This is a genomic window from Nocardia sp. CS682, from assembly GCF_004634405.1.
Lineage (GTDB): Bacteria > Actinomycetota > Actinomycetes > Mycobacteriales > Mycobacteriaceae > Nocardia > Nocardia ninae.
Window position 1 is genome coordinate 8,477,369 of the sequence record NZ_CP029710.1, and the last position, 16,989, is coordinate 8,494,357.

Sequence of the window (16,989 nt, forward strand, 5' to 3'; positions counted from 1 at the left end):
ATGGCAACCGATGTGGCAGTGCAGCTTTCACCCGCCGACGGCTATGTGACGTGGACGCAGCGGGCGAAAGCGCTTGCGCGCGAGCCCGGTACGCCCGGCATCGCGGTGCGGATGGCACTGCTGGCCACCTACACCACCGACTTCCTCGCCGAACTGCTGCCGGTGGCAGGCGCCAGGGCCGGGTTGACGCCGGAACTGCTGTCCTTCCCGTTCGGCCAGGTCGAGCAGGTGCTGCTCGCGCCGCAAACACCGTTCCGCGAGGGCGATTACGTGGTGCTGGCCGGTACCCATCACGACATCACCGGCGCGGTGGACGAGACCGTCAACCGCTGGGTCGGCCTCTGGGACGCGGCCGCGCGCTCCGGTGTCCGGGTCGTCCAGCTCGGTTTCGCGCCGCCCGCGGTGGACGCTTACGGACCGGCGGCCTGGCGCGCGCCGCAATCGCTGTCCCATCGGGTACGGGAGGTCAACGCGCGGCTTGCCGAACATGCCGCGGGCCGAGTGCTTTTCGTCGACGTCGAGCAGCTGGCCGCCCAGGTCGGCTTGCGGCAGTGGGAAGACCCGCGCAGCTGGTACCGCGTCCGCCAGCCGTACGCACCGGACAGCCTGCCGTGGCTCGCCGCGGCCATCGCCGACACCATCGCCGCCGACCGTGGCCGTTCGGCGCGCTGCGTGGTCGTCGACCTGGACGGCACCCTGTGGGGCGGCATCCTCGGCGACGACGGCATCGACGGCATTCGCGTCGGCACCGGCGCGGACGGCGAGGCGTTCGCCGACTTCCAGCGCTACCTGCGCGCACTGACCGAGCGCGGCGTGCTGCTCGCCGTGGCCAGCAAGAACGATCGTGACCTCGCGCTGCGCGCCATCGCGGAGGCGCCGGGCATGGTGCTCCGGGTCGAGGACTTCACCCACATCGTCGCCGACTGGCGTCCCAAATCCGAACAGCTGCAAGAAATCTCGGACAAAATCCGGCTCGGCCTGTCGAGCTTCGTCTTCGTGGACGACAATCCCGCCGAATGCGCCCAGGTCGCCGCGGCACACCCGGAGGTGCGCGCCCTGTGCCTGCCCGCCTCTGCCGCGAAATTCGCCCCCGAACTGGCGGCGCTGCCGTGGCTGCACCCGGGCTCGTTGTCCAGTGAAGACTTCACCAGGCAGCGCTCCTACCAGGCCCTCGCCGCCGCCGAGCGGACCGCGACGGACAACCTCGACGAGTTCCTGGCAGGCCTGGAGATGGTGGCCACCATCGAGCCGATCAACAGCACCACCCTCGACCGGGCCGCGCAGCTGATCGCCAAGACCAACCAGTTCAACCTGACCACCCGCAGGCACACCCAGACCCAGGTCCGCAAGATCGCCGAGGACCCCCAGTGGTTCGCGGCCACGCTGCGCCTGCGAGACCGCTTCGCCGATCACGGCATCGTCGGTGTGCTGCTTGCCGAGGCTATAGGCGATGGCGGCACCGTCGAGATCGACACGCTGCTGCTCAGCTGCCGGGTGATCGGGCGGAACGTGGAGAACAATCTGCTGGCCGCCGCCGCCGAATGGGCGCTGGCACAGGGCAGTTCGCGACTGGTGGGCCGGTATCTCCCGACCGCCCGCAACGCGCTGGTGCGCGATCTGTACCCCGGGCACGGCTTCGCGCTGGAGGCGGAGTCCGAGCAGGGGTCGGTGTTCGGTTACGACCTTTCGGGCGGCGTGCCCGCACGCAGCCCGCATGTGCGAGAGGCGCAGATTCAACATGGCTACTGATCTGATGGAACAGCTGCTCGAGCTGTTCGCCGAGGTGGTCGGCGAGCCGGCCGCACACGGCCCCGACACGGTCCGCGCGGACATGGACACCTGGGACTCGCTCGCCCAGGTGCGGCTGGTCTACGCGGTGGAACGCGCCTTCGGCGTGGAACTTCCGGAGCGCACGCTCACCTCGGAGCCGTCGCTGGCCGAGATCGCCGCCACCGTGGCGGCCGCACGGCAGGAGCGGGTGTCATGAACAGCCGGGTGTTCCGGGTTACCGACACGGACGTGGCCACTTACGCCGCTGCGGTCGGCGATCGGAACCCGCTGCACGTGGACAACGACTTCGGCCACCGCTCGCCGTACGGTAGGCCGGTCGCGCACGGCGCGCTGGTGGTCACCCTCGCCTTGGCGGCACTGGCCGAGACCACCGATCCGATGGCGGTGCGCGATATCCGGGCGACGTTCCGGCAGCCGACGATTCCCGGTCGACGCTACGAGGTCGACTGGACGGTGTCGGAGAGCGAGGCTCGCGGCCGGGTCAGCTTCGGCGGCATCGAGGTGGTCGGCATCCGGTGCAGGCTCGGCTCGGTGCTGCCGTGGTGCGGTCCCGCCGCCGAGGACGAGCCGCGCCGCGATGCCCCACGGGTACTCGGGTTGGCCGATGTAGCAGGGGATTCCGCGCAGTCGCCCAGCCAGGAGCGCGGGTCGTACTCGGTGGACTATCCGCTCATCGCGGGACTCGTGTCGCGGGTGATCGGCGGTCGTGTTCCCGAACATGTTGCGGCGGTGCTCGGTTGGGCCAGTTACTGGACCGGCATGTGCACGCCCGGCCGGGATGCCCTGCTCGTCGCCTGCACCGTGGTGCTGCACGGATCCGGCTCCGGCGCGGTGGCATTCGAGACCGCCGAACCCGAGGTGGACCGGCGATCGGGGCTGGTCACCTTGCGTGCGGGCATGCGCTGCGGCGCCAGCGCCGATGTCACCGTGCAGAGTCTGATCAGAGAGTCGGTGCCCGGTCCGGACCCGGCCGAACTCGCCGCGGTGCTGCCGCCGTCGGATGCGCTGGCCGGACGCACCATCCTGGTCGTCGGCGGCAGTCGCGGACTCGGCGCCGCGGTCTCACTGGGTTTGGCGAGTCAGGGCGCGCGCGTCCTGGTGAGCTGCACCAGGGCGCCCGAGGTGCTCGCGGCGGCCTCGCACGCCTACCGGGATCGCTTGTGGCCGGTGCTCGCCGACGCCAGCGACGGGTACGCATTGGGCGCGGCATTGCCGGAAGGCCCCCTGGACGGCGTGGTTCTGCTTGCCGCACCGGCCATTCCGACGCTGCCGCTGGCACCGGACGCGGTCGAGACCGCCGCACAGTTCATGGCGGCGAGCACCCGGCTGGTCTTCGCCCCGCTCTCGGTGTGCGTGCCCCGGCTCCGCAAAGGCGCGACGGTGGTGATGATCTCCTCGGAGGCGGTACTCGCGCCGCCGCGCTGGTGGCCGCACTACGCGGCGGCCAAGGCGGCCGTCGAGGGTCTCGCGGAATACGTTGCGCGACACCATCCCTGGAACGTCGTGGTGGTGCGGCCACCGCGGCTGTGGACCGACCTGACGAACACGCCGGGCGGACGTGCCGTGAGCAATCCCATCGCACCGGTCGCCGCCGACATCGTCAACGCGTTCTCCGCGCAAGACGTTGTCGCCGGGGAAGTCTCGGTGCTCGGCGCCGCCGGTTGGGGCGCACCATGGCCAATTCTGAGTGAGGAGGTGCGGGATGCTGGAGATCGCCGACCTGAACAAGTCGTACGGTAAGAAACAGGTCCTCACCGGTATCGATCTGACCGTGCGGCCCGGCGAGATCGTCGGACTGCTCGGCCCCAACGGTGCGGGCAAGACCACGACGGCCTCGATCGTCGCCGGTCTGACCGCCGCCGATTCCGGCACGGTACGCATCGACGGCATCGACATCCGCAGCAAGCCACGCCAGGCGCGGCGCAAGCTCGGTCTCGCGCCGCAGGAACTCGGCGTGTACCCGACGCTGACCGCCGCGGAGAACCTCCTCTTCTTCGGCAGGCTGATGGGCGTCGGCCGCAAGGACCTGACCGCGCGCATCGCCGAGGTCGGCGAGCGGCTCGGCGTCACGCCTTTCCTGCAGACCCGGGCGCATCAGCTCTCCGGTGGCCAGCAGCGGCGACTGCACACCGCGATGGCGTTGCTGCACGAGCCGGATGTGCTGTGGCTCGACGAACCGACTGTCGGCGCCGATGTTTCGGCGCGCCAGGACCTGCTTGCCGAGGTGCGCAACCTGGCCGACCAGGGTGCCGCCGTGGTGTACGCGACGCACTATCTGCCCGAACTCGAGGTGCTCGACGCGCGTGTCGTCGTGCTGCACGAGGGCCGAATCCTGGCGCAGGGCAGTGCCGCGGATCTGGTGGAGGAGTACGCGCAGGCCGCGGTGAGCCTCGAGTTCTCGGCGGCCATCCCCGCGAGCCTCGGCGGGTTCCTCGCCGCGCCCGGCGCCGCGGTGCTGGAGTCGAAACGACTGAACATCCCGACCAGCACACCGGGACAGCTGCTCGCGCAGTTGTTCGCCACCTTGGACACCGACACCGACCAGCTGCTGGCCGCGGAGATCCATCACCCGAATCTGGAGAACGCCTACTTGGCGATCATGCGCGCGGCGCAGGACGCGGTCGACCAGCCCGTGGAAGGAATCCGAGATGCTGTTGCATGACTCTGCCGTCGATCGGGTACGCGCGTTGTCCTGGGCGGATCTGCGCCGCATTCGTTCCGACCCGGCCCAACTGATCGTGATGATGGTGCTGCCCATCGGCATGATGGCGTTCCTGACACCCGCCAACCGGGCGCAGCTGCGGTTGACCGGATACTTCGACGCCACCGGCATCGAGCAGTCGGGACCGGGCACGATCGTGCTGTTCGCGTTCTTCATCACGACGCTGCTCGGCGCCTCGTTCTTCCGCGAACACGAGTGGGGGACCTGGGATCGGTTGCGGGCCGCGCCGGTGCGCGCGGTGGAGGTGATCCTCGGGAAGTCCTTCCCGTCCGTGCTGTTCTCGGTGTTCCAGCTGACCTTCCTGTGGTTGGTCGCATTCACGCTGTGGGACCTGCACAGCAAGGGATCGACCTGGCTGCTCGTTCCGCTCACCGCGTCGCTCGCCGTCGCGACCTGGGGATTCGGCATCGCGCTCGTCTCGCTGTGCCGGACCATCGATCAGCTCGCGATCATGGCGCAGGTCGGTTCGCTCGCCATCGGTGGTCTCGCGGGCACGATCACCCCGCGCGACACCCTGCCCGCCTGGGCGCGCGCGTTGTCGCCGTACACGCCGCAGTACTGGGCGCTGAAGGGATATCAGGACGTCATCCTGCACGGCGCCGGCTTCGGCGACATCGTCAAGCCGTGCCTGATCCTGCTCGCCGTCGGCGTGGCAGGCGGACTGGTCGCCCTGTTCAAGTTCCGGCTCAACCACAGCAAGGTCGGCCGGAGCTGACGCGCTACTCGATCGGCTGGGTGATCGCGTTGTGTTCGTCGTTGATCAGGTGAAACGCGGAGGCCAGGTCGTCGAGCGCGGTCTGCCAGAGCGGTTCGGTGCCGTCGCCGTGCGGGTTGCCGCTGCTCAGTGAGAGCAGCACCTGCGCGGCCTCGGCGGCCCTGGCCGCGGCGTCGAGCAGCACCGGGGCCTGGTCGGAGGTGTCGCGCGGGGCCAGCGCGTCGATCCGGTTGTGCAGCCAGTGCGCGTCGAAATGGGCCTGCTCGGTGGCGTTTTCGCCGTCCAGCGCGGGTTGGGTGCTCGCCGCGGTCCAGCGCCTGGCCAGCTCGTTCTGGTCCGGCGCGGTGGTGACCGCGCTGCGCAGTTCGCTGCTGAAGACCCGTTGCAGCAGCGCCGCCAGCTTGGCGCGTTCGACCGCGGTGTCGTTGTGCGCGGGGACATCCATCTCGCCTGGGTCGATATGCAGCACCGCGAGAATTGCCCTCAATTGCGCGATCGTGGCCACTCAACCCCTGCCTTGTCATGACTCGCCGAGCTGCTCTCGGCTACCACCCGACCCCCGGTATACCGAACGATTAACTAAATGATAGCCGCACGATGTCAGCGCGGCACCGCAAACGCCGCGCGAATGCTGCGGTCGCGTCGCCGGTCATAGCCTGCTACGCAACCGATCTCGCGGCGCGCCTGGTTGTGCCTTGAATCACCGCCACCCCGCTGGCCGATATAGAACGATCCCTCTAATATCGAGTCATGAGCAATCGGGAAGTAGTAGAAAAGTTCTATCTGGCAACACAATCCGACGACGCGGCCGCGATCCTCGACGCGCTGCACCCGCGGTTCACGGCTCGCATCGCACCCGGGATGCCGAGCGTCACCGACACCGCGCCGGAGGGTCCGATGGCCGCGCTGAACGGAGTGTGGGGGCCGGTGTTCGGTGACTTCGAGATCGCGCCGTTCGCCGAGACCTGGTACGAGGCGCAGGACAATGCCGTGATCGTCACCGGGCATTACCGCGGCACGGCGCGCGCGACCGGCAAGGCCGTGGATGCCGAGTTCGCGCACGTCTGGCACGTTTCGGACGGGAAGCTCAGTGCGTTGCACCAGTACACCGACACCTGGTGCTGGCGCACGGCCTTGGCCGAGTGAGGTGCGCCGCGACGGCTCTTCGGACGCGGACGTCGCTGCGAGCCGGGCTGGACCGAACCGCGGGTGTGTCATGGTGACCTCATTCCGAAACATCGATGCCTACACATCTACGTTCGGTCTGGTCCCCCGTCTGGATTGACGGCACGCCGAAGCAATATCGGCGATCTGGTCGCCTCAGCCGTCGGAGTCGGCCGTCGCCACCATGTCGAGAACGAGATCCTGTAATAGTCGGCGCGTCGCATGCGCCTGCGCGATCAACGCCTCCGACGACCCCCCTTCCGCCAAGTCGACCAGCTGATTCATCAGATGGCACACGGCGACCAGCCGTCGTACGGCTTGCCGCCGCTCACCGCAAGTGAGGTCGGTACGCATACAGTCCCCATCGCGCCACACCGCCCCACCGTTTCGCCGCCACGCCGTGCGCAACCGCCGCCGCCGAGTTGCTGCACCAGTTCGATTGTCTGCCGCGCCGATCCGGACACTTCGGCTCCCCGGTATCGCACGCGCACGTGGCGACGGTGCCGGTCGAGCCGTTGGCGCCGCCGCGCAGGGTCGGCGATCTGCTGAAGTTGCATGAGGAAGCCGGGATTCAGCTGCGCATCCTGCCGAATCTGTGGGACTTCTGGGATGCCGCGACCGCCAGCTCGCTGGGTTTCAGTGGCATCCGGTTGCCTGCGGCGCGACCTCGGGCCTGAGCTGGTCCTATGGGGTGAGGTCGAGGACCGCTGCGCCGGTGGCGAAGTCCGTGGGTGCCGAGGTGTGGTCGTGCACGATGAGCCACTGCCCGTCGCGCTTCTGGAAACAGGCGGTCCAGCGGAACCAGAGGTCGGTCTGCTGGCCGTCGGCCATGGTGCCCATCATCCGGTTGAGGCTGCGACTGAAGGCGAGGTCGCCGCCGATGGTGATGTCCAGGTCGCGGATCTCGAAATTGATCGGGCCGGCGAAGTTCTGGAACGTCTCCTCCCACGGTTTGCGATAGGCGTCCGTTCCGACGAAGCGCAGCGGCGGCACGATATCGAACGACACCGTGTCCGCGGAGTGGATCGCCATGGCCGCGTCCACGTCGCGATCCCGGAACGCCGCCACCCACTTATCGATCACGCCTCGGATCTGCGCCTCGTCCGTCCCGTTCGCGATGTCGGTCATCATTCCCCTCCTGCTTCCCCGCCGAACCGATCAGCGGGCACGTTTGGTCGAAACCCACCCTGCCAGAACCCACCGACAGATTCGGCAGGCCGCTAACCGGGCTGCCAGAACGTGAGGTCGCTGCGCGGGTGCGCCGTCACCCACTCGGAAAGGTCGCTGCCGGAACGAAGCCCGCCGTCGATGACGGCGCGGTAGACGTCGATGGACGGGCACCGCGGGATCGCTCCGCGCTGCATCAGCGACTTCAGCTCCAGAATCGCGCGCCGGGTTTCCGGAGTCAGCGCGTCGCGCAGCGGACGCACCAGTTGCGCGGCGCAAGGACCGGGATGGTTACGGGCCAGGGCCCACATGTCGATCTTCCAGTCGGTGCCGTCGGCGGCGCGGTAGTCGAGCCGCCAGTACAGCCCTTCGTCGGCGTCGTCCAGGTGGTTACCGAACCGCGCCTTACGCACCCCGTCGAGCATCGCGCAGTCCCGCAACACGGTGAAGCCATCCTCGATCCGTGGTGTGTCGCAATAGATCTCGACGTCGATGTCCGGCGCCAGCGCCAACTCGCAGGCCACCGCGCCCACCAGGACCGGCGACCCGAACTCCTGCCAGCGCTCGAAAAGCCGCAACCGGCCGAGGATCTCGTGCGCTTGCCTGCTCCGTTCCCGGCTCTGTTCGAGGACATCGGGCGTCTCCGGACTCACGCTGCCGACAATACGACAGCGGCCACGTGCTCAGCGTCGATGGACCTCGACTGCGGCGCGCACGCCACTTTCCAGGGCGCCTTGGATCCATGCGGTGTCGAGGCTGGTGTGGTCGCCGGCGAAATGTGTTCTGCCTTCGACCGTTCGGGTGGCGCCGTGGTGGTCGTGCAGTTGGCCGGGGGTGGGGATGGCGGCCTCGCCGAGTGCGTAGCGGGCGCGCACCCAGCTCTGGGTCAGGCCGACGCCGGTGAATTCGGTGTCCACCCGCGGGCCGAACAGTTCGCGCAGCCCGGCCATCGCGAAGTGGATGCGTTCGCCCTCGGTGAGCGAATCCCAGCGCATCGCATCGTCGGCGAAGGTGTAGGACGCCAGTACCACGCCGCCGTCGGAATCCTCGACGTGCGAGGGAAAATAGAGGTTCCGGCTGGGCGAATCGGTGATGCAGCGGCCGCCGCGGAACCCGCCCGGCCCCTGCTCCCAGAAGCGAGTCTTGAACTCCAGCAGGACTTTCGTCGCCGCGTCGTGGTGCAGTTCGATGATGGCCCGGCGCTTGCCGTAGGACAGCGGCGGGTCGAAGGTGCAGAACCGGGCGGCGGAGAGCGGGATGGCCACGATCGCGTAATCGGCCTCGAACGACTCGACCGGACCGATCGGCTGACCGTCGGAGCTTTCGTCGCCGGTCTCGCCGGTGGTCCAGACCCGTACGCCGTGCTCGGTCTGTTCCAGCCGGGTCATTCGCTTGCCCATCAGGATGGCGGGTCCGAGTCGCGCGGTCAGGGCATCGGTGAGCGAGGCCATGCCGCCCGCCAGTTCCCAGTAGGTCGCATCGGGCGGGACGAGCGTGTGATCGACGAGCGGGAAGACGACGCTGTGCCGCAGCCGGGCGGTCAGATTCTCGAGTGTGCCGACCGCCTCGATGCGTTCCTTCGGCCAGCCCTGCTCCCTGAGATAGCGCCGCAGGGAATGGTTTTCGTAGGTGTGCAGCAACTCGGTCCACCCCTCGACCTGCCGCTCGATCGGCTGGTCGTCCAACAGTGCGACCTGACGCAACGCGGCACCGAGGGCTTGCCGGCTCGCGGTCGCCAATCCGCAGCCGAAGCCCGCGTGCACCGCGCCCGGATTCGCGGCGTATTCGCCTCGGGTGGTGGTGATTCCGTTGACCCGGAGCAGACCGCGCCCGGCCGAGGGCGGCGGCACATAACGCTGCCTCGGCCCATTGGACCACTCCTCGCCGGTGCGCGATCGATAGAACACCGGGGGAGTCGGGGGAGTGGGCGTTTCCACGAGCACGTCGGAGTTGTAGAACGGCCTGCGCGGCACCCCGAGCTTGTCCGCGAGCGCCAACACCATCGGGTGCGCACTGGACAACCGCATCGCCCCCGCCTCGGCGTGCAGCGCAGGATCGGTGAATACTCCACGAAATGTCTTGACTCGCCCACCCGTTCGATTCCCGTTGGCCTCCAACACCGTGACCTGATGCCCGGCCTCGGCCAGCAGATTTGCCGCAGTCAACCCCGCCGGTCCTGCCCCGACGACAATGATCTTCTTGCGCCGATCCGTCGCGGGCAGACCGTTATCGATGAGGATCTTCAGATAGTCCAGCGTGCGGTCGTTTCCGTTCTCGTCGACCCCGAGCAGCTGCCGGGCAAGCACGGCACTACGGTCACGCCCGGCGTTCTCGGAAGCGGCCGGCGCGCACGCCGTCGCCGCAATAGCGCCGGAAGCGACGACCCCCAGGGTTCCGCGCATCAGACGGCGCCGCGAAACTGCACTCTCTGCCAATCCCCAACCTCCCGCACCGTGGAGCCGCTCTGCCATGACGGCCGCAGACGGTACCCGAATCCGCAGGCCGCACCGGCGAACTCGGCTCCCCGGCCGGTGGCAAGGGCGATTCGTGGCAGATGCGCACTGCCAGTCAACTTTTCGCAGATCGGTGATAGAGCATCCGGGCACGCGCCGCATCGAGCGGTTTGTCACGGTGCAGCGGCAGGAAGTGCTCCAGCTGCCATGCCTGCGCGCCGGCCGCCTGACGGTTGGTGGTGTGCGCCCACGGCGGATAGACGCGGAACGCCCGTTTCCCGCCGCCGCCCGCCGACGCGAGGACCCCACGCTCGTGCAGCACGTGCGCAGGAAAGACGAACTGGCCCAACTGCTCCCGCTCCCGAGTGCTGATGACGAAGAGGTCGACGGGGTCGGTGCGGTCGAAGGGTTGGATCGGCCCACCCGGGGACCGCTTCCACACGGTGACGAATTGCCCGACTTTGGTGGGGGTCGTCTTGGCCGCGCGGAACCGGATCGAGCGGCCGTCGACGGTGAACGAATGAGCGGCGTACGCGGCGCTCTCGGCTTCGGGGAGCGGTGGTGAGCAGACGAACCCGCAGGGGTCGTACACGAGTACTTTCGCCATGTGCAGGTCGCCGTCGACGACGGTCGTCGACCATGGCGTCAGGTCGGCGGGCGGTAGGTCGGTGGCGTGCTCGCCGTTCATGATCACGCGGCCACCTTGGCATGGGCCACCGACAGAACTCGGCGGGCCGCAATGGCCGAGCCGGACCTTCTCGAAGCTGGTCCAGCAGTCGCGCCCTGCTTCGCCGGCGCGGGGGAATACTCCCATTCCGGGCGAGTAGCGCTGTCGCGGCGTTCAATTCCATTGCCAGGGATGGGTGCGGGCTAGCACTATTCCGGTATGCGTTTCTCGATCAACATTCCGAACTTCGGGGACTTCGCCGATGCCAGGACGGTCGCGACGGCGGCCGTCGCGGCGGAACAGGCGGGCTGGGACGCGCTGTTCATCTGGGACCACGTGGTGCACGACAAGGTGGAACGGCGGGGGCAGCCGTTCGGTGATCCGTGGATGCTGCTCACTGCGGCAGCGTTGGCGACATCCCGGATCAGGCTGGGTGCGCTGGTTACTCCGGTGGCTCGGCGACGGCCGGAACAACTCGCCCGCCAGGTGGCGACTCTGGACTCGCTCAGCGGCGGCCGGGTTATTTTCAGCGCGGGCCTCGGTGGCCCGGTAGCGGATGAATTCGGCAGCTTCGGCGAGCCGACCGATCCCGTCGTGCTCGCCGAGCGTCTGGACGAAGGCCTGGAATTGCTGCAGCGCTATTGGTCCGGTGAGCGAGTCGACCATCTCGGCAAGCATTACGAGGTCCGAGACGTCACGTTGCTGCCTGCCTCGACTCAACAGCCCCGCCCGCCGGTCTGGATCGGCGGGTTCTGGCCCCGTCGGCGCCCGTTCCGCCGAGCCGCGCGCTGGGACGGCGTCGTTCCCCTGTTCACCAGCGCGAGCCACGGGCATGTGCCGCCCGTCGATGAGCTGCGTGATGTCGTCACCTATGTGCACGAACATCGAAAAGAACACCAGGACAAGCCATTCGAGGTCGTAGTCGGCGGCGTCAGTCCGGGCGATCCGGATAAGGCCAGGGACCTGATTGCGCCACTCGCCGAGGCGGGCGCGACCTGGTGGGATGAACGTCAGCTGATGACCACCGAGGCTCTGCACCGACTCGCACCGATCATGCGGCGCATCAACCAGGGGCCACCGACGCTCTGACGGACGGGCTCTCAGTCCAGGTGCACGCCGACCTCCGCCACCGCCACGGTTACCATCGAACGCGATGCATATCGACTTGATGCTGGATTCACTGGACGGGTTGTCCGTGGGGGACGCGTTGGGTGCGGAATTCCCCGTCATGCGACGGTCGATTCCGGATCTCGGCACCGACAATCTCCCGGCCGGCCCGTGGGGATGGACCGACGACACCGAAATGGCCTGCTCCGTGGTCGCCGAGCTCGGCCGCCACGGCGGCATCGACCAGGATCGGCTGGCCGCTGCCTTCGCGCGAAGGTTCGACCCGCGCCGTGAGTACGGCTTCATAGCCGTCAGCACGTTGCGTCGGATTCGGGAGGGCGCGCACTGGCGGGAAGTGTCCGGCGCGGCGTACGACAACCAGGGTTCCTGTGGCAACGGTGGAGCCATGCGGGTCGCCCCGCTGGGTGCCTTCTACGCCGGTGACCCGAAAAGGATTGTCGCCGAAGCGGTCCGGTCGGCGCAGGTGACCCATATGCATCGTGAAGGTGTCCTCGGCACGGTCGCGGTTGCGCTCGCGGCCGGGCAAGCCGCGCATGCCCGGTTGCGCGGAACACGGCCCACGCCAGCGGAGTTCATCACCGCCGTCCTAGACCACCTCGACGACGGCGAGACGACCCGCCTGATTCATCGTGCCCGCGCCCTGCTCGGTGCCTCCGTCGGCGAGGCCGCGGCCGAACTGGGCAACGGCTCTCGGGTCACCGCGCAGAACACTGTGCCGTTCACGACGTGGGTCGCCGCGACACATCTGCACGACTATCGGACCGCGATTACGACATGCATTGCGGCAGACGGAGATATCGACACGACCAGCGCCATCGTCGGCGGAATCGTCGCCGCCTACACGGGCACCGCCGCAGTGCCGCAGTACTGGCTCGCCGCGCGCGAACCGTTGCCCGACTGGTTCGATCCGCCGCGCCGACGCAAACACTCCGGCATCGGTCGCGTTCGGAGCTGGTTGACCGGTGCGTCCTGAGGTGCTCGGCTGATCTGCGGGTCCCCGCTGCCGACTCCTGACTTGGATTACTCTGACGACGTGGGGTTTACCGAATATGCGCCAGGTGATGTCGTCTACTTCCCGGAAGGGCCGTTCAGCGGTGTCTGCGCGGTCGTGCGGGCGGTCGACGCCCGGACCGCGAAGCTGCGCATCGACTTCGGTGAGGGCGCGGTCCACCGGGAAGGAAATGTGCTGCGAGAGCGGCGGCACAGTCTGACCGTCGGATTCGACGAGATCGAGTTGGTCTAGGCACGCGTGTACGCAAACGCTTCGCGGTCCGCTGGCATCTCCGGTCCTTCGGTCGCCCTGCTCGTCGCGCTCGCCGTGGGTCTGGTGGCCGCTTTCATCGCCGCTCCGGGCAAGCTGGCGGCGAACGGCTCGAGCGACTTCGGCGATGAAAGCAGCCTTCGCGCGACTCTTCGCGTGGCGTTCGTCGAGTACTGGGGTTCCGGCGACCGGGATTTCCCGCCTGCCTTATCCAACGTTGTCGATTATTGGTTCCGCTACCACGTGGTCAAAGCCTTGATCGCGGCTGTATTGCTGGTCGTGCTCGGCGCACTCGCCGTTTTGCTCTGGCGGGCATTCCTGAGTGGTAGGCGAAACAGCCTCGCCTTCGCATCGGCCGGCGCACTGGTCACGCTGCTCGCACTCGGCTCATCAGTGCTGGTAATGGCCAACATCCAGGGTGCGGTAGCCCCCTTTTCGTCACTGCTACCACTGCTGACAGCAGGCGCACCCGATGGCGCACTCGCCGACACGCTCGACCAAATCCGGCTGCAACTCGCCGACTCCCTTAGCGCAGGTGGCCGAACCCCGCCTGCCCTCGACGCGATGATCGGCGACTTCGCCCGCTACCACCTGGCGATGGCCGTTATCGCCGCCGTCGCGGCCCTCATCCTCCTCGCCATAAGCATCGCGTCATGGACCGCGTTCAAGCGAACGGACTCCTCCGACAGCCGAACCAGACGCACGTGGGGTTCCTTCGGCGCCCTCTTCACAGTGGTGTCGCTGGCCGCGCTCGTCATCGCCGTGGTGAACACGTCCACCGCCACAGACTCGGCCCCCGCCCTGCTGGCCTTCTTCGAGGGCGGCTGGTGAAGCACCGCCGGCGCCGCGGCATACCTTGCCGCCGTTCGGCACTCCGTCACCGATACGCCGTTGCGGCCCAGCATTGTTCACTCCCAGATCGCCGACGCGCTGCGCGGCGAGTTCGGTGACGTGCACGCCACAGCCCGCACCAACGGCACCGAACTGTTCGTGAATCCACTGATGGCGATGTACCTGACCATCGATCTGCCTGCGCTCGCCCGCAGCGTCGAGTACTTACCGCTGCTCGCGCATACCGAGCGCGCCTACCAGGTGGTGCAGGTCATCGAAGCACATCTGTCGGCACGCCCGAAGCCACGTCCGCACTGCCGCATTCCGCACTGACCGGGCCTGCGGGTTCAGGATGGGATGGGCAACGGCCGGCGCGGTACCGGCTCGGCGACGACGATCGACGTGGTCGTCTGCCCGAACATGAGGAACCTGTCGAGTATTTCCTCGAGTTGAGCGATCGACGGCCCGTGCACCTGGAGCAGGAAACAGTCCTCGCCGGTGATGCGGAAGCACTGCACCACCTGCGGTGTATCTCGGGCCGCTGCAACGATTTTCGGGAGCTGGCCGGGGCCGGGGCGGATGCGCACCAGCGCGGCCACCGGCATGCCGAGGGCGGCCGGGTCGACCTCCATCCGGAAGCCGGTGATCACGCCGTCGCGTTCCAGTCGCTGCACCCGCTCGGTGACCGCGGGCGCCGACATACCGACGCGGCGGGCGAGCTCGGACATGGACAGCCGTGGATCGGCGTGTAGTTCGTTGAGCAGTTGCACGTTCACCGCGTCCAGCAGCCGCGATCGTTCGGTTAAGGAATCTTGGCCATTGTGCCTTGATTTTCCAGCCAACTCACTTCCTCTTCCTGGATAGTGCCATTCCGGCGGGGAGTATTTCTTAGGAAGATACTCCGCATGACAACACCGTCCGGGCTCGCTACGCGGCGAACACCGCGGGTACCGGCGTCGGCCTACTTCGGCATCAGCGCGATCTTCCATTATCTGGGGCCGGCTTTCGCCGTGCTGCTGTTCGCCCGCGTGGACGTGCTGGGCGTGGCTTGGCTGCGAATCGCTGCTGCCGCAGTGGTTTTCGCGGTATGGCGCAGGCCGTGGCGGCTCGTTCGTCGGCTCACGCCGGAGCAGCGGTGGGTACTGCTCGGGCTCGGTGTCGTGCTCGCGACCATGAACGCGACGTTCTACCTGGCCATCGAGCGGCTACCGCTGGCCACCGTCGGGGCGATCGAATTCCTCGGCACGATCGTGCTCGCCGCGATCGGTGTACGCAACGGCCGCAACGGGATCGCCCTCGTGCTCGCCATCGCCGGGGTGGTCGCGTTGGTCGATGTCCAGTTAACCGGTGCGCCATGGGGTTTCGTCTTCGCCTTCGTGAACTGCGCGCTGTTCATGCTCTATGTGCTCCTCGGCCACCGGATCGCGAACACCGGCGGGGGACTGTCCGGCGTCGACCAGCTCGCCGCCGCGATGCTGATCGCCGCAGTCGTCGCGACACCGTTCTGTCTCGGCGCGGCAGTCCCCGCTCTCACCAGCCCGGCGGCGCTGTTGGCCGGCGTGGGCGTCGGCGTCTGCTCGTCGGTCATCCCGTACGTCACCGACCAGCTCGCTATGGCCCGATTACGGCGCCACACCTTCGCATTGATGCTGAGCATCCTGCCCGCCGTCGCGACGGTGATCGGGATCGTGGTGCTCACCCAGATCCCCGCCCTCCAGGAGTTGACCGGCATCGCGTTGATCGCCGTCGGTGTCCTGATCCACCAAGAAAGCAAGGAGTAGCGATGGAGTACCTCCGGTTGGGCACCTCCGGTCTCACCGTGTCCCGAATCTGCCTCGGCATGATGAGCTACGGCAGCCCCGACTCGTGGGCCTGGATGCTCGACGAGGATGCCGCGGCACCGATCGTCCGGCAGGCCGTCGAATCGGGCGTCACGTTCTTCGACACTGCGGACATGTACTCCGACGGGGCCAGCGAGCTGATCACCGGTCGGCTGCTCGCCCAGCTGTTTCCCCGCCGCGACGACTACGTGCTGGCCACCAAGGTCTACTTCCCGATGGGCCCCGGCCCGAACGACAAAGGCTTGTCCCGCAAGCACATCATGTCCGCCATCGACGCATCGCTCGACCGGCTCGGCGTCGACTACGTCGACCTGTATCAGATCCACCGCTGGGACAACGAGACTCCGATCGAGGAGACCATGCACGCCCTGCATGACGTCGTCACCGCCGGAAAAGCCAGATACCTCGGCGCCTCCAGCATGTTCGCCTGGCAGTTCGCCAAGGCGCAGCACGTCGCCGAGACGCACGGCTGGACGAAATTCATCTCGATGCAGAACCACTACAACCTCGCCTACCGAGAAGAAGAGCGTGAAATGATCCCACTCTGCCGAGACCAGGGCGTCGGCATCATCCCGTGGAGCCCCCTGGCCCGCGGACTACTCACCGGCTCCCGCGAACGCGGCGGCGCCCTGACCACCGTGCGCTCCGGCACCGACCCCATCGCGGACACCATGTACACCGACGACGACTTCGACATAGTCGACGCGGTACGCAAGGTCGCCGCCGAACGCGACCTCCCACCCGCCCAGATCGCCTTGGCCTGGCTACTGGGCCGCCCCGGGGTAACCGCGCCGATCATCGGAGCGACGAAGACGAGGCACCTCGCGGATGCGATAGCCGCGATGCCGATCCAGTTGAGCGAGACGGAGATTGCGACCCTGCAAGCGCCCTATCGGCCGCACCCCGTACTCGGCCACCAATAGCGTTGGCGTGGAACGGCGTTCGCACTGAGGTTCGCGTGTTCGCTTCGCCGGCGCGCGAATAGCCGGGACGGAAGATGCACTGTGGTCCGCGATCTCAGTCGATGGTGCCGCAAGGTGGTTGGTGCGCAGGCGCTGTCGGCGGTGAGGAACGGAGCCTAGGTCGCGATGTCCTCGGCCAACTCCAGTGCCGTCATGAAGTGGATGAACAGGGGCCAGGGAAGCTTCACCTCGCCGTGCGGGGTCAGCACCACCCGGTCGACCGTGGCCGGAGTGAACGGGCCGTTCGGCGTGAGATCCGGGACGAGCACGTCCAGGTAGTTGTTGGC

Annotated in this window: 22 protein-coding genes; 14 read left to right on the forward strand and 8 right to left on the reverse strand. The window is 67.8% G+C overall.

Features of this window, described 5'->3' with window-relative positions:
• The 5 genes from DMB37_RS38280 to DMB37_RS38300 are packed head-to-tail and all read left to right on the forward strand — an operon-like array spanning window position 1 to window position 5,228.
• Window positions 1–1,749: an HAD family hydrolase gene (locus DMB37_RS38280; protein WP_167769066.1), complete on the forward strand. Its 1,749-nt coding sequence runs from the start codon at window positions 1–3 to the stop codon at window positions 1,747–1,749.
• On the forward strand, window positions 1,739–1,987 hold the full coding sequence (locus DMB37_RS38285; protein ID WP_167769067.1) for an acyl carrier protein: 249 nt from the start codon (window positions 1,739–1,741) through the stop codon (window positions 1,985–1,987). Before DMB37_RS38280 ends, DMB37_RS38285 begins: the two co-directional genes overlap by 11 nt.
• Window positions 1,984–3,531 carry an SDR family NAD(P)-dependent oxidoreductase gene (locus DMB37_RS38290; RefSeq protein WP_135236900.1) on the forward strand — a complete coding sequence of 516 codons (1,548 nt, stop codon included), beginning with the start codon at window positions 1,984–1,986 and terminating at the stop codon, window positions 3,529–3,531. Before DMB37_RS38285 ends, DMB37_RS38290 begins: the two co-directional genes overlap by 4 nt.
• Window positions 3,494–4,453 (forward strand): ABC transporter ATP-binding protein, encoded by a 960-nt coding sequence (locus DMB37_RS38295; protein WP_135236901.1) that lies wholly within the window; start codon window positions 3,494–3,496, stop codon window positions 4,451–4,453. Before DMB37_RS38290 ends, DMB37_RS38295 begins: the two co-directional genes overlap by 38 nt.
• Window positions 4,440–5,228 carry an ABC transporter permease gene (locus tag DMB37_RS38300; RefSeq protein ID WP_107656203.1) on the forward strand — a complete coding sequence of 263 codons (789 nt, stop codon included), beginning with the start codon at window positions 4,440–4,442 and terminating at the stop codon, window positions 5,226–5,228. Before DMB37_RS38295 ends, DMB37_RS38300 begins: the two co-directional genes overlap by 14 nt.
• 4 nt (window positions 5,229–5,232) lie before the next feature.
• Here the strand turns inward: DMB37_RS38300 and DMB37_RS38305 are convergent, their stop codons facing one another.
• Entirely contained in the window at window positions 5,233–5,715 is a 483-nt protein-coding gene (locus DMB37_RS38305; protein ID WP_135236902.1) for a hypothetical protein, read from the reverse strand.
• 263 nt (window positions 5,716–5,978) lie between these two features.
• Here DMB37_RS38305 and DMB37_RS38310 point away from each other — a divergent pair, with 263 nt between their 5' ends.
• Complete coding sequence (locus DMB37_RS38310; protein ID WP_135236903.1) at window positions 5,979–6,374, forward strand: nuclear transport factor 2 family protein; 396 nt, start codon at window positions 5,979–5,981, stop codon at window positions 6,372–6,374.
• 174 nt (window positions 6,375–6,548) lie between these two features.
• Here DMB37_RS38310 and DMB37_RS38315 read toward each other — a convergent pair whose 3' ends face one another.
• On the reverse strand, window positions 6,549–6,746 hold the full coding sequence (locus tag DMB37_RS38315) for a hypothetical protein (protein ID WP_135236904.1): 198 nt from the start codon (window positions 6,744–6,746) through the stop codon (window positions 6,549–6,551).
• Between the two features lie 68 nt (window positions 6,747–6,814).
• On the opposite strand from DMB37_RS38315, the gene DMB37_RS38320 reads away from it, so the two are divergent.
• Entirely contained in the window at window positions 6,815–7,069 is a 255-nt protein-coding gene (locus tag DMB37_RS38320) for a DUF6886 family protein (RefSeq protein WP_370465278.1), read from the forward strand.
• Between the two features lie 7 nt (window positions 7,070–7,076).
• On the opposite strand, the gene DMB37_RS38325 is transcribed toward DMB37_RS38320, so the two are convergent.
• The 4 genes from DMB37_RS38325 to DMB37_RS38340 all read right to left on the reverse strand — a co-directional run bounded on the left by DMB37_RS38325 (window position 7,077) and on the right by DMB37_RS38340 (window position 10,700).
• Window positions 7,077–7,523 carry a nuclear transport factor 2 family protein gene (locus DMB37_RS38325; RefSeq protein ID WP_107656206.1) on the reverse strand — a complete coding sequence of 149 codons (447 nt, stop codon included), beginning with the start codon at window positions 7,521–7,523 and terminating at the stop codon, window positions 7,077–7,079.
• A gap of 89 nt (window positions 7,524–7,612) precedes the next feature.
• Complete coding sequence (locus tag DMB37_RS38330) at window positions 7,613–8,212, reverse strand: hypothetical protein (protein WP_135236905.1); 600 nt, start codon at window positions 8,210–8,212, stop codon at window positions 7,613–7,615.
• A gap of 30 nt (window positions 8,213–8,242) precedes the next feature.
• Window positions 8,243–9,961, reverse strand: a complete 1,719-nt coding sequence (locus DMB37_RS38335; protein ID WP_240772007.1) for an FAD-dependent oxidoreductase — start codon at window positions 9,959–9,961, stop codon at window positions 8,243–8,245.
• A gap of 166 nt (window positions 9,962–10,127) precedes the next feature.
• Window positions 10,128–10,700: a MepB family protein gene (locus tag DMB37_RS38340; protein ID WP_135238076.1), complete on the reverse strand. Its 573-nt coding sequence runs from the start codon at window positions 10,698–10,700 to the stop codon at window positions 10,128–10,130.
• Window positions 10,701–10,898: 198 nt separating this feature from the next.
• Between DMB37_RS38340 and DMB37_RS38345 the strand changes: the two genes are divergently transcribed.
• The 5 genes from DMB37_RS38345 to DMB37_RS38365 all read left to right on the forward strand — a co-directional run bounded on the left by DMB37_RS38345 (window position 10,899) and on the right by DMB37_RS38365 (window position 14,232).
• A complete protein-coding gene (locus DMB37_RS38345; protein ID WP_135236907.1) occupies window positions 10,899–11,768 on the forward strand; it encodes an LLM class flavin-dependent oxidoreductase in 870 nt (289 codons plus the stop codon).
• Window positions 11,769–11,832: 64 nt separating this feature from the next.
• On the forward strand, window positions 11,833–12,780 hold the full coding sequence (locus tag DMB37_RS38350; protein ID WP_240772015.1) for an ADP-ribosylglycohydrolase family protein: 948 nt from the start codon (window positions 11,833–11,835) through the stop codon (window positions 12,778–12,780).
• Window positions 12,781–12,840: 60 nt separating this feature from the next.
• Window positions 12,841–13,050, forward strand: coding sequence for a hypothetical protein (locus DMB37_RS38355; protein WP_135236908.1), 210 nt, complete (start codon window positions 12,841–12,843; stop codon window positions 13,048–13,050).
• A 6-nt stretch (window positions 13,051–13,056) separates the two neighbouring features.
• A complete protein-coding gene (locus DMB37_RS38360; RefSeq protein WP_206055117.1) occupies window positions 13,057–13,899 on the forward strand; it encodes a hypothetical protein in 843 nt (280 codons plus the stop codon).
• Between the two features lie 60 nt (window positions 13,900–13,959).
• Window positions 13,960–14,232, forward strand: coding sequence for a hypothetical protein (locus DMB37_RS38365; protein ID WP_135236909.1), 273 nt, complete (start codon window positions 13,960–13,962; stop codon window positions 14,230–14,232).
• A gap of 14 nt (window positions 14,233–14,246) precedes the next feature.
• Here the strand turns inward: DMB37_RS38365 and DMB37_RS38370 are convergent, their stop codons facing one another.
• Entirely contained in the window at window positions 14,247–14,675 is a 429-nt protein-coding gene (locus DMB37_RS38370; protein WP_240772017.1) for an Lrp/AsnC family transcriptional regulator, read from the reverse strand.
• Between the two features lie 129 nt (window positions 14,676–14,804).
• On the opposite strand from DMB37_RS38370, the gene DMB37_RS38375 reads away from it, so the two are divergent.
• Together DMB37_RS38375 and DMB37_RS38380 are read left to right on the forward strand one after the other, a co-directional pair.
• On the forward strand, window positions 14,805–15,680 hold the full coding sequence (locus DMB37_RS38375; protein ID WP_135236910.1) for a DMT family transporter: 876 nt from the start codon (window positions 14,805–14,807) through the stop codon (window positions 15,678–15,680).
• A gap of 2 nt (window positions 15,681–15,682) precedes the next feature.
• On the forward strand, window positions 15,683–16,663 hold the full coding sequence (locus DMB37_RS38380) for an aldo/keto reductase (RefSeq protein ID WP_135236911.1): 981 nt from the start codon (window positions 15,683–15,685) through the stop codon (window positions 16,661–16,663).
• A 155-nt stretch (window positions 16,664–16,818) separates the two neighbouring features.
• Here DMB37_RS38380 and DMB37_RS40870 read toward each other — a convergent pair whose 3' ends face one another.
• The gene (locus DMB37_RS40870; protein WP_167769070.1) at window positions 16,819–16,971 is read right to left on the reverse strand and encodes a hypothetical protein; all 153 of its coding nucleotides are present in this window, start codon (window positions 16,969–16,971) and stop codon (window positions 16,819–16,821) included.
• Window positions 16,972–16,989: the final 18 nt, after the last annotated feature.